Here is a 15,572-nt window from a genome sequence, read left to right as displayed (position 1 = left end):
CTCAACCTTCCTTCGGGGCGTCTGTCGCCTCCAGCGGGCGCTGCAGGAGTGCGAGGAACATCGCGTCGGTGCCGTGCCGATGCGGCCAGAGCTGAGCGCTGCCCGTCTGCGCCCGCCCGTCGTCGGCGAGATCGATCGGCGACTGCGCCACGCCGTGCAGCACCGCGCGGGCATCGAGCTCGACGAGCTCCGGCCGGATGCGCCGCACCTCCTCGACCACCGCCGTGGTCTCCGCGAGATGGGGCGAACAGGTGACGTACGCGACGACGCCTCCCGGTGCGAGAGCGTCCACAGCCGCCGTGAGCAGGCCGACCTGCAGCGGCACGAGCTCGGCGACGTCCGCCGGGGACTTCCGCCACCGGGCCTCCGGGCGCCGTCGGAGGGCGCCGAGGCCGGTGCAGGGGGCGTCCACGAGGATCCGGTCGAACGCCTCCGGCCGCTCGGCCGCCAGCTCCCGGCCGTCGCGCTCGTGCACGGTGACGTCGCCCGGGACAGCGCGCAGCGCATTGCGCACGAGCCGGGCGCGGGTCGGCACCACCTCGTTGGCTTCCAGGACCGCGTCGTTCTGCCGGGCGACGGCGGCGAGCAGGGCCGTCTTCCCGCCGGGTCCTGCGCACAGATCGAGCCACCGCTCCCCCGTGCGCAGCGGCGTCGCCGCGGTCAGCGCGAGCGCGACGAGCTGAGATCCCTCGTCCTGCACTCGGACCGCACCGTCGGAGGCGGCCAGCGCGAGACGCGGATCGCCTCCCGGAGACGCGAACGCCGTGGCGGCGTAGGGCCGGCGGGGCTCCTGCGGCTCCGCGAGCCCGGGGAGGGCGACCAGGGTGACCTCGGGCGAGACGTTGTCGGCCTCCAGCAGGGCGTCCAGCTCCTCGACGCGCCCCTCGGCGGCGAGGGCGCGCCGCAGCGCCCGGATGATCCACACCGGGTGCGCGGCTCGGAGGGCCAGGCGTTCGTCGTCCGATCGCGCCGCCGCCTCGATGCGCGCGAGCCACTCGCCCGGCGACTCGCGGGCGATCCGCCGGAGCACCGCGTTGGCGAAGCTCGACGCGCCACGCCCCGCCGTGAGGGCCACGAGGTTCACGGACTCGTTCACGGCGGCGTGCGAGGCCACCCGCGTCGCGAGGAGCTGGTGCACCGCGAGCCGGAGGGCGTCGAGCACGGCGGGGTCGATCGCGTCGGCGGGGCGGTCGGCGGCGGCGGCGATGATCGCGTCGTAGGTGCCCCGGCGACGGAGTGTGCCGTAGGTCAGTTCCGTCGCCAGAGCCGCGTCCTGCGGGTCCAGCCCCGCCTCGGCGATCGCCGTCGGGAGGAGCAGGTTGGCGTAGGCGTCGGAGTCCGACACCGCCCTGATCACGTCGTAGGCCACGCGGCGCGCCGGCTGGACCGACCGGTTCGGGCCGCGGCCGTTCCGCGCCCGGCCTGCGTGCTGCCGACCCGAGCCGGGGCGCCGTCCGTCGTTCGCGTTCACGAGCCGGCCACCGGAGTCGCACCCTGCAGACCCCGCCACCAGTCGGCGGCGTTCATGGGGCCCTTGCCCGCGGGCTGCAGCCGGGTGACGGCCAGCGGCGAGGTGGCCGTCCCGATCAGGACCTCCGCTCGCGTGCCCGCCATGGCACCTGGTCGCAGGTCCTCCGCCTCGGCACCGGCGGGTCGCGCCTCGAGGATCTTCAGCCGCTGACCGTCGATCGTCGTGTGCGCTCCCGGCTCCGGCGTGACTCCGCGGAACCGGGCGTACACGGCGTCGAACGGCTCGCGGAAGTCGAGGAGACCGTCCTCGAGCGTCAGCTTGCCGGCGAACGTCGGCTCGCCTTCCTGCGGGACGGCGCGGGCGCTGCCGTCCGCGATCGCGGCGACCACGTCGGCGGTGAGACCGGCGCCGTCGAGGGCCAGAGCCTCCAGCGCCTCCCCCGCCGTGGCGGTCGCCGGGAGCTCGACGGTACGCATCGCGAACACGTCGCCGGCGTCGAGCTCGGGGACGAGCTGGAAGACGCTCGCGCCGAGGACGGCATCTCCCGCGATCAGAGCTCGCTGCACCGGCGCGGCTCCGCGCCAGGCCGGCAGGAGCGAGAAGTGCAGGTTGATCCACCCGGCATCCGGCACCGACAGGAGCGGCTCGCGCACGAGCCCGCCGTACGCGACGATCACGCCGAGCTCCGGGCGCAGGGCCGAGATCTCCGTCGTCACCGCCTCGTCCAGCCGGGCAGCGTGGATGACCGGCAGGCCGAGCTCCACCGCAGCCTGAGCGACCGGCGACGGGGTCAGCACACGCTTGCGCCCGAGGGGGGCGTCGGGGCGCGTCACCACGGCGACGATGTCGTGCTCGGCGGCGAGGCGTCGCAGAGTGGGGACCGCGGCGGCGGGAGTGCCGGCGAAGACGAGGCGCATGAAGGTTCTCCGGAAGGGTCAGAGTTCTGGATCGAGGATATCGAGGCGGACCGAGAGCGTGCTGCGGGCGGCCTTGGTCCGGCCTCGGCGGCCGCTCACCGCCTCCGCCACGACGGCAGCACGGAGGGTGGTCGCGACGCGACTCCCCGCGCCGTAGTCGAAGCGCACGAGCGCCCGTACGCGGGGCGGGACGTCATCCGATTCGACGGGGACGGGACCGAGCACCGCGTCGGAGGGCAGCGAGAGTTCGGACAGGGCCTCCAGAGCGCGCGCCACGGCGGCGGACGAGCCTTCCACGAGCGCGACGCGCGCGGTCGGCGGCATGTGCAGCGGCGCACGCTGCTCCAGCTCGGTGCGTGCGTAGGCGGGGTGGTTCCACGTGGCGAGGGCTCTGGCGACGGCGCCGTCGACGCCGACGAGGTTGACGGGGGCGCCCGGCGCGGCGAGGGCGGCGGCGTTCGACCACCACCGCAGACACGCTTCGCCGATGCGCAGATCCGGCGCCTGCAGCATCCGCGGGCCGTCGAGCAGGACGACCGCCCGGTAGCCGCCCTCCGCGAGGGGCTCGGCGCCGCGCGTGGCGACCACGAGGGCCGGGCGCGCGTCGACGCGCTCCACCGGATGGCTGCCGTCGGCGACGATGACGCGGACGCCGGGGAAGGCGCGTCCGAGCTCGTCGGCGGTCCGCTCGCTGCCGGATGAAGCGAGCCGGAGACGGGTCGAGGAGCACGCCGGGCAGGTCCACGCCCTGGCCCCACGCCCGCACCACCCGCACACCGGGACCGCGCCACGATGGCGGGCGCCGAGAGGACCGCCGCAATGAGGGCATCGGGCGGGGGCCCGGCAGTCGGCGCAGACGAGGGACGGCGCGAAGCCGGGCCGCGAGACCTGGATGAGTACCGGACCCTCCGCGGCCGCGTTCCGGGCGGCGAGGAAGGCCGACGACGGCATGCGCTGGGGCGTCGGCTGCTCCATCTCCTGCGGCGTGCTCAGCACCACACGCGGGAGGACCCGCCGGGTCGCGCGGACATCCCGCAGCCAGCCGTGCACGACGAGCCGCTCGACCTCGGTCGTCCGCGTGTGACCGGCGAAGAGCAGGGCCGAGCCCTCCGCCTCCTGCCGCAGCAGCGCCGCGTCCCGGGCGTGGACGTAGGGTGCGAGCGGCTCGCCCAGCAGGCTGTCGCCGTCGTCCCACAGCGCCACGAGACCGGCGACGACAGGGGCGTACACGGCGGACCTGTTCCCGACGACGATGCAGGGCGCGTCCTCGAGCGTGCGCAGGAAGGAGCGATAGCGATCCGGGTTCGGCTGTCGGGAGTCGTACCGCGCGATCGCCTCCGCCGGGACGAACCTGTCGAGGGCGGCCAGCAGCCGATCGAGGTCACGGTGGTCGGGCACGACGAGGATGGTCGACTTCCCCGCCGCGAGCGTCGTCGCGGCGGCAGCAGCGAGCATCCGCGCCCAGCCCGGTGTGTCGTCGCTGAGCTGCGGGATGGCCTCGACGGCCGCCCGTCCGTTCTCGTCGAGCACCGCCTGCAGTCCGTCGTACAGTCCGACGACGGACGCGGCCGCGTCGCGGGCCTCGGGTTCGAGGAGCGGCGTCGGAGCGTCGGCGGTCCAGGCCTTCTCGACCCGCACCTGCCGCTTCGGGATCACCAGCCGCAGCACGTCGGCTGCTGACCCTGCCGCGCGATCGGCGACGCGCCGCGCCAGTCGGTACAGGCGATCCGGCAGTACGGGAACGGCGGACACGATGCTCTCGACCTCGGAGAGCGGCCGATCGGCGTCGTCCTCCACGTCCAGCTCCACCACGAATCCGTCGACCACGCGCCCCGCGGTCCGCAGGGGCACGCGCACGCGGACCCCGGGCTCGACGTCACCGAGCTCCGGCGGGAGCGCGTAGTCGAACAGGCGGTCGAGCTGCGGCAGCGGCGACTCGAGGAGCACCCGCGCGATGCGCCGGCTCTCCGGAGAGATCAGCACCGCGGACCCGTCAGAGCCCGGCAGCGCGCCGCAGCTCCTCGGCCCGGTCCGTCCGCTCCCACGTGAAGTCCGGCAGCTCCCGACCGAAGTGCCCGTACGCGGCCGTCTGCGCATAGATCGGCCGCAGCAGGTCGAGCTGCTCGATGATGGCCTGCGGCCGGAGGTCGAACACCTCGTCGATGGCGCGGGTGATGACCTCGTCGGACACCCGTCCGGTGCCGAAGGTCTCCACGTACAGGCCGACGGGGCGGGCGACGCCGATCGCGTAGGCGACCTGCACCTCGAGGCGGTCGGCGAGGCCCGCGGCGACCGCGTTCTTGGCGACCCAGCGCGTCGCATAGGCGCCGGAGCGGTCGACCTTCGACGGGTCCTTGCCGCTGAAGGCACCACCGCCGTGCCGTGCGGCGCCGCCGTAGGTGTCGATGATGATCTTGCGGCCGGTGAGCCCGGCGTCTCCCTTGGGGCCGCCCGTGACGAAGGGGCCCGCGGGGTTGATGTAGTAGGTGACGTCGTCGAGGTCGAGGCCGGTCGTGGCGAGGACCGGATCGATGACGTGCTCGCGGATCTGCGCCTTGAGGTCGTCCTGGGCGATGTCCGGGTTGTGCTGCGTGGACAGCACGACGGCGTCGACGGTCTTCGGGGTGAAGCCGTCGTAGCCGAGGGTGACCTGCGTCTTCCCGTCCGGGCGCAGGAAGGGCAGCAGCCCGCTGCGGCGCACCTCGGTCAGCCGCTCGGCGATGCGGTGCGCGGTCCATGCGGCCATCGGCATGAGCTGCGGGGTCTCGTTGGTGGCGAACCCGAACATGATGCCCTGGTCCCCGGCGCCGAGGCCGTCGAGCGGATCGACCGACGAGCCGTCGCGGTGCTCCTGGGCGTTGTCGACCCCGTGGGCGATGTCGGTGGACTGCTCCCCCACCGAGACGCTGACGCCGCACGAGTCGCCGTCGAAGCCGGTGTCGGACGACGTGTAGCCGATGCCGTTCACGACCTGGCGGACGATCGTCGGGATGTCGACGTAGGCGTCGGTGCGGATCTCGCCGGCCACATGCACGAGCCCGGTCGTGACGAGCGTCTCGACCGCGACCCGGGAGGCCGGGTCCTTCGCGAGCAGTCCGTCGAGGATGCTGTCCGAGATCTGGTCGCAGATCTTGTCCGGATGCCCTTCGGTGACGGACTCGGACGTGAACAGACGCAGCGCGCTCATCGATGCTCCAGAACGGGGACGGACGGTGGGAGGGTGTGGCACCCATTCTGGACCGCGCCACCGACGTCGGGGCGGCGCGGTCGTCGAGTTACTCCGCGTGACGCAGGCGGAGCTTGTCCTCGTTGATCTCGTGCAGGGCGATGGTGAGCGGCTTGTCCTCGACCGAGGAGTCGACGAGCGGGCCCACGTTGTCGAAGAGGTTCCCCTCGTGCAGGTCGGAGTAGTAGTCGTTGATCTGACGGGCGCGCTTGGCCGCGTAGATCACGAGCTCGTACTTGGAGTCGACGCGCTCCAGCAGGTTGTCGATGGGGGGATCGATGATGCCGTTGTTGCGTCCGGCCATGGGTGGACCTCCTGATCAGGCGACGGGATTCGCCGCGAAGACGGTGCTGCGGGCGCGCGACCCTTCGACGAGCTCAGGGACCGGCGTGGTGCTCGACCCTGGAATCAGGTCAGCGCGCAGAGCTTGTAGACAAGTCTACGACCTCGCGAGCGGCGGTGGCGACGTCCTCGTTCACGATGAGGTGGTCGAACTCGTTCTGCGCCGCCAGCTCGACCTTCGCGGTCCGCAGCCGGCGGGCTCGCTCCTCGGCGTCCTCGGTGCCCCGGCCGACCAGTCGGTGCACCAGCTCGTCCCAGCTCGGCGGCAGAAGGAAGATGAGGGTCGCCGACGGCTCGGCCGCGCGCACCTGGCGCGCGCCCTGCAGGTCGATCTCCAGCAGCACCGTCTTCCCCTCGGCCAGGGCGGCGTCGATGGGAGCGCGCGGGGTGCCGTAGCGCGAGCGGTTGTGCACGACCGCGTATTCCAGCAACTCGCCGTCGGCGATCAGGCGGTCGAACTCGGCGTCATCCACGAAGTAGTAGTGCACGCCGTCGATCTCGCCCGGGCGTGGAGGTCGGGTGGTCGCCGAGACGGACAGATGGATCTCGGGGTTGTTCTCGCGGATGTGCGCGGCGACGGTCCCCTTGCCTACGGCCGTGGGACCGGCGAGGACGAGCAGTCGGCTGCGCGCCCCGCGGGGCGCAGGTACGGGGAACCGGTCGTCCAGCCACTCCTCCAGCACCCGGCGCTGCCGGGCGCCCAGCCCGCCGAGCCGCTTGACCGGAGAGATGTGGAGCTGCTCCAGCACGCGGTCGCGCTTTCCCGCGCCGATCGCCGGGAGGGCCAGGAGGAAGTCGGTGATGCGCATGGACCCCTCGACCGAGTCGGGGTCCTCCGTCGCGCGATGCAGCACGGCCTGCGGGGTGACGACGCGCATCGTCAGATCCCGCTTGAGCGAAGCCCTGGCGCGTCGTCTCTCGACCGCACGGCGGGCGGCGGCGGCCCTGTCGACCTCGGGGACGGTGCGGCGTTCCTCAGCCACGGCTGACCTCTCGATACTGGGCGGCACGGTCGGCGATCGTCTCGGCGAGGGCCGCCGGGCCCGCGGAGAGGAGGCTGCGGCTCTCGCTCGCGATCACCGAGGCGGCCTGGGGGCCGAAGCGGCGGGCGAGATCCGCGGGAGTGGCGCCCTGCGCGCCGAAGCCGGGGGCGAGGATCGGGGCGACGGGCGCGAACGGCGCGAGGCCGGCCTCCGCCGCGTCCACGGTGGCGCCGATGACGAAGCCGAAACTCCCCCACTCCCCCGCGGGCGTCGCGGCGGCGTTCCGGCGCGACACCTCGGCGACCACGGCCGCGGACACGGTCTCGCCGTCCGCGGTCGTCGCGCGCTGCAGCACGGTCGCCTCGGGGTTGCTGGTCGCCGCGAGGACGAAGAGCCCCTTGCCGTGCTCCTCAGCCAGGGCGAACGCGCCCTCCAGCGCACCGACGCCGAGGTACGGGTTCACCGTCAGGGCGTCCGCCTCCAGAGGCGCACCGGCGGGCAGCCAGGCCTGCGCGTAATCCACCATCGTCGATCCGATGTCCCCGCGCTTGGCATCGGCGATCACGAGCAGTCCGGCCGCCCGCGCGGCGGCGAGCACGTCCTCCAGCGCGGCGAACCCGGCGGCGCCGTACCGCTCGAAGAACGACACCTGCGGCTTCACGACACCGACGCGACCGGCGGCCGCCTCGACGGTACGGAGCCCGAACTCCCGGACTCCGGCGGCGTCGGCGGTCAGCCCCCACGCCGCCAGCAGAGCGGCGTGGGGGTCGATGCCGACACAGAGCGGACCGTGCGCCTCCAGAGCGGCGCGGGCTCGCCTGCCGAAGCGTTCCGTCATACCGCGGCCATCCGGTCCTGGGCGTACTCCTGCAGGCTCTTGACCTGGAAGCCCTCGTGCGCGGCGTCCATCCCGCTCACCGCCGCGCCGAGCACGGCGATGGTCGTGAAGAGCGCCTTGTCGGCGGCCACCGCGGCGGCGCGGATCTCGTAGCCGTCCGCACGGGCTGCCCCACCGGACGGGGTGTTCACGACGATGTCGATCTCCCCGTCGTTGATGAGGTCGACGATGTTCCGGGCGCCGGACTCCTGAGTCTCGCTGTACTTCTCGACCACCGTGACCGCGATGCCGTTGCGGGACAGGATCTCCGCCGTGCCCTCGGTCGCCACGATCGTGAAGCCGAGCTGCTGGAGGCGGTGCGCCGGGAGGATCACCGCGCGCTTGTCGGAGTCGGCGACCGAGATGAACACGGTTCCCGAGGTCGGCATGCCGCCGTAGGCCGCGGCCTGGGACTTCGCGAACGCGGTCGGGAAGTCGCGATCGATGCCCATGACCTCGCCGGTCGAGCGCATCTCCGGGCCGAGGACCGAGTCGACCGTCTTGCCGTCGGCGGTGCGGAACCGCTTGAAGGGCAGCACGGCCTCCTTGACCGAGACCGGAGCGTCCAGCGGGACGCGCGAGCCGTCCTGCGCGGGCAGCATCCCCTCGGCGCGGAGATCGGCGATGGTGGAGCCGGCCATGATGCGGCTGGCGGCCTTCGCCATCGGGATGCCCAGCGCCTTGGAGACGAAGGGCACCGTGCGGCTGGCCCGGGGGTTCGCCTCGATGACGTAGAGCACGCCGGCGCTGATCGCGAACTGCACGTTCAGCAGACCGCGCACGCCGACGCCCTGCGCGATGGCGAGGGTGGCCTCGCGGACGCGGTCGACGTCGCTGCGGCCGAGCGAGACCGGCGGCAGCGTGCAGCTCGAGTCGCCGGAGTGGATGCCGGCTTCCTCCAGATGCTCCATCACGCCGCCGATGAAGAGGTCGGTGCCGTCGTACAGGGCGTCCACATCGAGCTCGATCGCGTCGTCGAGGAAGCGGTCGACCAGGAGCGGCTTGCCCTCCTCGATCACGACCTCACCGGCGGTCCGCACGAAGTAGTCGCGCAGCGCGTCGGTGCCGTAGACGATCTCCATGCCGCGGCCGCCGAGCACGAAGCTCGGGCGCACGAGCACCGGGTAGCCGATCTCCTCGGCGATGCGCACCGCGCCCTCCACGTCGATCGCCGTGCCGTTGCGCGGCGCGAGGAGTCCGGCCTCGTCGAGCAGGCGCGAGAACAGCTCGCGCTCCTCGGCCAGGTCGATGGCCTCCGGGCTCGTCCCCAGGACCGTGTAGCCGGCCGCCTCGATGCCCTTCGCGAGCCCGAGCGGGGTCTGCCCGCCGAGCTGGCAGACGACGCCGAGGATGGTGCCGCTCGCCGCCTCCGCGTCCAGGACCTCCAGCACGTCCTCGAGCGTCAGCGGCTCGAAGTACAGCCGGTCGGACGTGTCGTAGTCGGTCGACACGGTCTCCGGGTTGCAGTTGATCATCACGGTCTCGAAGCCCGCGTCGGACAGCGCGAACGAGGCGTGCACGCAGGAGTAGTCGAACTCGACGCCCTGACCGATGCGGTTCGGGCCGGAGCCGATGATGACGACCTTGGTGCGGTCGGACGGCGCGACCTCGGTCTCGGCGTCGTAGCTCGAGTAGTGGTACGGCGTCAGCGCGGGGAACTCCCCTGCGCAGGTGTCGACCGTCTTGTAGACCGGGCGGATGCCGAGGCCGTGGCGCACGCCGCGGATCTCGGCCTCGCTCTCGCCGCGGAGCTGGGCGATCTGCACGTCGGAGAATCCGTGCTCCTTGGCGTAGCGCAGAGTCGCGTCGTCCAGCTCGCCGGCGGTGCGGACGACCTCGGCGACCTCGTTGATGAGGACGATCTGGTCGAGGAACCAGGGGTCGATGGCCGTGGCCTCGAACGCCTGCTCGATGGTCGCGCCCTTGCGCAGCGCCTGCTGCAGGGTGACGATCCGGCCGTCGGTCGGGGTCTTCGCGATCTCGAGCAGTTCCTCGACGGTGCGCGGCTCCTCGCCCCAGTGGAAGCTGGAGCCCCGCTTCTCGAGCGACCGCAGCGCCTTCTGCAGCGCGGTGGCGTAGTTGCGGCCGATGGCCATCGCCTCGCCGACCGACTTCATGGTCGTGGTGAGGGTGGCGTCGGCGGCCGGGAACTTCTCGAACGCGAAGCGCGGGACCTTCACGACCACGTAGTCGAGCGTCGGCTCGAAGCTGGCCGGGGTCACGCCGGTGATGTCGTTCGGGATCTCGTCGAGGCGGTAGCCGAGGGCGAGCTTGGCCGCGAGCTTGGCGATCGGGAAGCCGGTGGCCTTCGACGCCAGGGCGCTCGACCGGGAGACGCGCGGGTTCATCTCGATGACGATGATGCGGCCGTTCTCCGGGTTGACCGCGAACTGGATGTTGCAGCCACCGGTGTCCACGCCCACGGCGCGGATGATGTCGATGCCGATGTCGCGGAGCTTCTGGTACTCGCGGTCGGTCAGGGTCAGCGCCGGCGCCACCGTGATCGAGTCGCCGGTGTGCACGCCGACCGGGTCGACGTTCTCGATGGAGCAGACGACCACCGTGTTGTCGGCGGTGTCGCGCATGAGCTCGAGCTCGTACTCCTTCCAGCCGAGGATCGACTCCTCCAGGAGCACCTCGGTCGTCGGCGAGTCGCGCAGGCCGGCGCCGCCGATGCGGCGCAGGTCCTCCTCGTCGTAGGCGAACCCGGAGCCCAGCCCGCCCATCGTGAAGGACGGGCGCACCACGAGCGGGTAGCCGAGCTGCTCGGCACCGGCGAGGAGGTCGTCCATGGTGTGGGCGATGACGCTCTTGGCGACGTCCGCGCCCGCCTCGAGGACGAGCTCCTTGAAGACCTGACGGTCCTCGCCCTTCTTGATGGCGTCCACCTTCGCGCCGATGAGCTCGACGTCGTACTTCTCGAGGATCCCCTGCTCGTGCAGGGCCATCGCGGCGTTCAGCGCCGTCTGACCGCCGAGCGTCGGCAGGATCGCGTCGGGCTTCTCCTTGGCGATGATCGTCTCGATCACCGCGGGGGTGATCGGCTCGATGTAGGTCGCGTCGGCGAAGTCGGGGTCGGTCATGATCGTCGCGGGGTTGGAGTTGACGAGGATGACCCGGACGCCCTCCTCACGGAGGACGCGGCACGCCTGGGTGCCGGAGTAGTCGAACTCGCAGGCCTGGCCGATGACGATCGGGCCGGAGCCGATGACGAGGACGGAGCGGATGTCGTCGCGCTTGGGCATTACTTTGCGTCCTTCTTGTTCGCGATGACCATGTCGCGGAAGCGGTCGAAGAGGTAGTTGGCGTCGTGCGGTCCGGCCGCGGCCTCGGGGTGGTACTGCACCGAGAAGGCGGGGATGTCGAGGGCACGCAGGCCCTCCACGACGTTGTCGTTGAGGCCGACGTGGCTGACCTCGACCTTGCCGTAGCCGTGCGGGCTGTCGAAGGAGCCCTCCAGGGGCGCCTCGACGGCGAAGCCGTGGTTGTGCGCGGTGATCTCGACCTTGCCCGTCTGCTTGTCCAGCACGGGCTGGTTGATGCCGCGGTGGCCGAACGGCAGCTTGTACGTGCCGAGACCCAGGGCCCGGCCGAGGAGCTGGTTGCCGAAGCAGATCCCGAAGAAGGGCAGCCCGTCGTCGAGGACCGCGCGCAGCAGTTCGACGTGGTCGCCCGAGGCCGCGGGGTCGCCGGGACCGTTCGAGTAGAAGACGGCGACCGGCTCGATCGCCCGGATCTCGTCGATGCCCACGTCCTGCGGGAGGACGTGCACGTCGAAGCCGCGGGCCGCGAGGTTGTCGATCGTCGCCTGCTTCACGCCGAGGTCGAGCACGGCGAGGTTGCCGATGCGCTCCCCCACCGCCGGGGTGACGGTCGCGCTCTGGACGGACACCTGCGCGGAGAGGTTGAGGCCGGTCATCTCCGGGGCCTCGCGGACGATGCGCAGCTGCTCCTCCGGGTCGAGCTCCGCCTCCGCACCCGAGAAGATGCCGCCCCGCATGGAGCCGGCCGAGCGGATGTGGCGGGTGACCGCGCGCGTGTCGATGCCGCTGATGCCGACGATGCCGTCCTCGACGAGGACCTCGTCGAGAGAGGCGTTCGCCCGCCAATTCGAGACGACGCGCGAGGGGTCGCGCACGATGTAGCCGGCGACCCAGATGCGGCGGGACTCGGTGTCCTCGTCGTTCATGCCGGTGTTGCCGATGTGCGGGGCCGTCTGCAGGACGATCTGTCCGGCGTAGGACGGGTCGGTGATGGTCTCCTGGTATCCCGACATGCCGGTGGCGAACACGACCTCGCCGAGGGTGCGCCCGCGCGCGCCGTACGCGCGTCCGCGGTGTCGGGTGCCGTCCTCCAGGACGAGGACGGCGGGGTCGGGAAGGCGGGCCGCGGAGGCCTGCGGGGAGGAAGTCGAGAGGGTCATGACGAGGCTCCTGTGTCAGGGGCGGCGGGGATGAGCCGCTGCAGGTCGGAGATGAGGGTCGGGAGGTCGCCGCCGGTGAGGCGCACATAGCTGTCGACGACGGTCGTGTCGTCGACGTGCCACGAGATGCGCACGAGCCCGCCGGGCTCCACGACGCGATCGATGGTGACGGTCGCGCGGTCGACGGAGACGAGGCGGTCGGCGGCGAGGAAGACGGTGGGGGCACCGTCGAGGGCCAGCGCGATGCCGCGGTCGGTCACAGCCAGCTCGCCGCGTGCGCGGAACGCCAGCGGGGTGATCGCGAGCCGTTCGAGGGGCTGCTCGTGCCGGGTGGTGGACACGTAGAGCACCTCGTCGCGGCGCGTCACCTCCGCGTGCTCCGGCACCCCGAGCGGGGCCGTGTACGCGGCATCGCGCCGCACTCGTCGTCGCCAGGCGAACAGCATCGAGAGCAGGATCAGCAGCGCGACGGCGATGATGATCGCGACCGCGAGGTCCCGTGCGCTCATGCGCCGAGCTCCTCGACGACGGCGCCGCCGTCGACCGTGAGGACGCCGCCGTGCACGGTGTACTCCACCCTGCCGGGCAGGGCGCGGCCCAGGTAGGGCGAGTTCACGCTGCGCCCGTGCAGGTCCGCGGCGGTGAACACACCGTCGACCGCGGGGTCGTACAGCGTGATGTGCGCGGGCTGCCCGGCTTCGAGCGGCGTGCCGTGGCCGGAGAGCCGGCCGATGCGGGCGGGCGTCGTGCTCATGACGCGGGCGACGTCGGCCCAGCCGAGCAGGCCAGTCTGCACCATCGACTGGTGCACGACCCGCAGGGCGCTCTCCAGACCCACCATGCCGTTCGCGGCGGCCTGCCACTCGCACGCCTTGTGCTCGCTGGGGTGCGGTGCGTGATCGGTCGCGACGATATCGATCGTGCCGTCGGCCAGGCCCTCCCGGACCGCGAAGACGTCCTCCTCGCGGCGCAGCGGCGGGTTGACCTTGAACCGCGCGTCGTAGCCGCGGACGAGTTCGTCCGTGAGCAGCAGGTGGTGCGGCGTGACCTCGGCCGTCACGTTGACACCGCGCTTCTTGGCCCAGCGGATGATGTCCACCGAGCCTGCCGTCGAGAGGTGGCACACGTGCAGCCGGGAGCCGACGTGCTCGGCGAGGAGCAGGTCGCGGGCGATGATCGACTCCTCGGCGACCGCCGGCCACCCGGCCAGCCCGAGCTCGGCCGAGACGGTGCCCTCGTTCATCTGGGCGCCCTCGGTGAGTCGCGGGTCCTGCGCATGCTGGGCGATGACGCCGTCGAAGGACTTCGCGTACTCCAGAGCCCGGCGCATGATCAGCGGATCCCACACGCAGAAGCCGTCGTCGCTGAAGACCCGAACCTGGGCACGGGAGGTGGCCATGGCGCCCAGCTCGGCGAGGCGCTCGCCCTTCTGCCCCACCGTGACGGCGCCGATCGGCTGCACGGTCGCGTAGCCGGCGGCCTCGCCGAGGGCGAGCTCCTGCTCGACCACGCCCGCCGTGTCGGCTACCGGGGAGGTGTTCGGCATCGCGAACACGGCGGTGAACCCGCCCGCGGCGGCCGCTCTGGTGCCGGTGAGGATCGTCTCGGAGGCCTCGAACCCCGGCTCGCGCAGGTGGGTGTGCAGGTCGACGAGGCCCGGCAGCGCGACCAGGCCCGCGGCGTCGATCACCCGCGCGCCGGTGCGGGTGATCCCCGTCCCGACCTCGGCGATGACGCCGTCCTCGATGATGATGTCGGCGCCGTCCGCGCCGAGCAGCTGTGCACCGGTGATGACGAGGGTCTCGCTCACAGGTCTCCCCCTCGTTCGTCGTCTCGTTCTCCTGCCAGCAGCAGGTACAGCACCGCCATGCGCACGGAGACCCCGTTCGACACCTGTTCCAGCACCGTCGAACGGGGGGAATCGGCAGCTTCGGAGGAGATCTCCAGTCCCCGGTTCATGGGTCCGGGGTGCAGGACAATGCTACCGCCCGGCAGAGCCGCCACGCGCCGTGCGTCCAGGCCCCACCGGCGCGAATACTCCCGCTCAGTCGGGAAATACGCCGCGTTCATCCGCTCGAGCTGGATGCGCAGCATCATCACGGCGTCCGGCCCCTCTGCGAGGGCTTCGTCCAGGTCGTAGACCACGCGGACGGGCCACAGGGACACGTTCTGCGGAACCAGGGTCGGCGGCGACACGAGCGTGACCTCGGCGCCGAGCGTGGTGAGCAGCCAGACGTTGGAGCGCGCCACGCGGGAGTGCAGCACGTCGCCGACGATCGTCACCCGGAGACCGGAGAGGTCGCGTCCGCGGCTCTCCGCACCGAAGCGACGCTTGCGGATGGTGAAGGCGTCGAGGAGCGCCTGGGTGGGGTGCTCGTGCGTGCCGTCGCCGGCGTTGACGACTCCGGCGGAGATCCAGCCGCTCGTGGCGAGCGTCTGCGGGGCGCCGGAGCCGGGGTGCCGCACGACGACCGCGTCGGCGCCGATCGCCTCGAGCGTCTGCGCGGTGTCCTTCAGGCTCTCGCCCTTGGAGACGCTGGAGCCCTTGGCGGCGAAGTTGATGACGTCGGCGGACAGGCGCTTCGCGGCGGCCTCGAAGGAGATGCGGGTGCGCGTGGAGTCCTCGAAGAAGAGGTTCACGACGGTCTTCCCGCGGAGCGTGGGGAGCTTCTTGACCTCGCGGGACTGGGTGTCGGCCATGTCCTCCGCGACATCGAGGATGCGCAGGGCGGTCGCTCTGTCGAGCGTGCGGGTGTCGAGGAGATGCCTCATTCGCCGATCGTCACCTCCTCGGCGCCGTCGTTCTCGAACAGACGCACGTTGACGCGCTCGGTGCGCGCGGACGGGATGTTCTTGCCCACGAAGTCGGGGCGGATGGGAAGCTCCCGGTGTCCGCGGTCGATGAGGATCGCAAGCCGCACGACGGCGGGACGGCCGATCGACTGCAGGGCGTCGAGCGCGGCGCGGATGCTCCGGCCGGAGAACAGGACGTCGTCGACGAGGACGACCGTCTTCCCGTCGATGCCGCCCGCGGGGATCTCCGTCGGCTGCGGCGATCGCGTCGGGTGCTTCGCGAGGTCATCGCGGAAGAGCGTCACGTCGAGGGATCCGACGGGGACGGAGACCTGCGCGATCTCGCTGATCAGCGCGGCGAGCCGGTGGCCCAGCGTGACGCCGCGGGTCGGGATGCCCAGCAGGACGAGGTCGTCGGCCCCGCGATTGGACTCGAGGATCTCGTGCGCGATCCGGGTCAGCGCTCGTGAGATATCGGCTTGGTGCAGCACAGTGCGCACACCCATCAGCCGCTCCCTTCTCCGCCTCACAGGACGGTGT

General features: G+C 72.0%; 13 protein-coding genes. All 13 read right to left on the bottom strand.

The window, feature by feature from the left end; genetic code table 11:
- Position 1: 1 nt before the first annotated feature.
- Positions 2-1,369 (bottom strand): RsmB/NOP family class I SAM-dependent RNA methyltransferase, encoded by a 1,368-nt coding sequence (locus D8M34_RS03515; RefSeq protein ID WP_126893174.1) that lies wholly within the window; start codon positions 1,367-1,369, stop codon positions 2-4.
- 98 nt (positions 1,370-1,467) lie between these two features.
- Positions 1,468-2,388, bottom strand: a complete 921-nt coding sequence (gene fmt / locus D8M34_RS03510) for a methionyl-tRNA formyltransferase (protein ID WP_126893173.1) — start codon at positions 2,386-2,388, stop codon at positions 1,468-1,470.
- An 18-nt stretch (positions 2,389-2,406) separates the two neighbouring features.
- A complete protein-coding gene (locus D8M34_RS03505; protein WP_126893255.1) occupies positions 2,407-4,365 on the bottom strand; it encodes a primosomal protein N' family DNA-binding protein in 1,959 nt (652 codons plus the stop codon).
- 16 nt (positions 4,366-4,381) lie between these two features.
- The gene (metK, locus tag D8M34_RS03500; protein WP_105949851.1) at positions 4,382-5,575 is read right to left on the bottom strand and encodes a methionine adenosyltransferase; all 1,194 of its coding nucleotides are present in this window, start codon (positions 5,573-5,575) and stop codon (positions 4,382-4,384) included.
- A gap of 88 nt (positions 5,576-5,663) precedes the next feature.
- Complete coding sequence (rpoZ, locus tag D8M34_RS03495) at positions 5,664-5,918, bottom strand: DNA-directed RNA polymerase subunit omega (protein WP_025103490.1); 255 nt, start codon at positions 5,916-5,918, stop codon at positions 5,664-5,666.
- 109 nt (positions 5,919-6,027) lie between these two features.
- A complete protein-coding gene (gene gmk, locus D8M34_RS03490) occupies positions 6,028-6,939 on the bottom strand; it encodes a guanylate kinase (protein ID WP_025103491.1) in 912 nt (303 codons plus the stop codon).
- Positions 6,932-7,777 (bottom strand): orotidine-5'-phosphate decarboxylase, encoded by an 846-nt coding sequence (gene pyrF, locus D8M34_RS03485; RefSeq protein ID WP_025103492.1) that lies wholly within the window; start codon positions 7,775-7,777, stop codon positions 6,932-6,934. The genes gmk and pyrF overlap by 8 nt, the downstream gene beginning before the upstream one ends.
- Positions 7,774-11,061: a carbamoyl-phosphate synthase large subunit gene (gene carB / locus D8M34_RS03480; protein WP_025103493.1), complete on the bottom strand. Its 3,288-nt coding sequence runs from the start codon at positions 11,059-11,061 to the stop codon at positions 7,774-7,776. The genes pyrF and carB overlap by 4 nt, the downstream gene beginning before the upstream one ends.
- Positions 11,061-12,239 (bottom strand): glutamine-hydrolyzing carbamoyl-phosphate synthase small subunit, encoded by a 1,179-nt coding sequence (carA, locus tag D8M34_RS03475; RefSeq protein WP_085607542.1) that lies wholly within the window; start codon positions 12,237-12,239, stop codon positions 11,061-11,063. Before carA ends, carB begins: the two co-directional genes overlap by 1 nt.
- Positions 12,236-12,748 carry a PH-like domain-containing protein gene (locus D8M34_RS03470; protein ID WP_062634504.1) on the bottom strand — a complete coding sequence of 171 codons (513 nt, stop codon included), beginning with the start codon at positions 12,746-12,748 and terminating at the stop codon, positions 12,236-12,238. The genes carA and D8M34_RS03470 overlap by 4 nt, the downstream gene beginning before the upstream one ends.
- Positions 12,745-14,049: a dihydroorotase gene (locus tag D8M34_RS03465; RefSeq protein WP_126893172.1), complete on the bottom strand. Its 1,305-nt coding sequence runs from the start codon at positions 14,047-14,049 to the stop codon at positions 12,745-12,747. The genes D8M34_RS03470 and D8M34_RS03465 overlap by 4 nt, the downstream gene beginning before the upstream one ends.
- Entirely contained in the window at positions 14,046-15,011 is a 966-nt protein-coding gene (locus tag D8M34_RS03460) for an aspartate carbamoyltransferase catalytic subunit (protein WP_025103497.1), read from the bottom strand. Before D8M34_RS03460 ends, D8M34_RS03465 begins: the two co-directional genes overlap by 4 nt.
- Entirely contained in the window at positions 15,008-15,538 is a 531-nt protein-coding gene (gene pyrR / locus D8M34_RS03455) for a bifunctional pyr operon transcriptional regulator/uracil phosphoribosyltransferase PyrR (RefSeq protein ID WP_025103498.1), read from the bottom strand. Before pyrR ends, D8M34_RS03460 begins: the two co-directional genes overlap by 4 nt.
- Positions 15,539-15,572: the final 34 nt, after the last annotated feature.

The sequence above is a fragment of the Microbacterium sp. HSID17254 genome, from assembly GCF_003989315.1.
Classification (GTDB): Bacteria; Actinomycetota; Actinomycetes; order Actinomycetales; family Microbacteriaceae; genus Microbacterium.
This window is presented reverse-complemented; position numbering and strand designations above follow the sequence as displayed.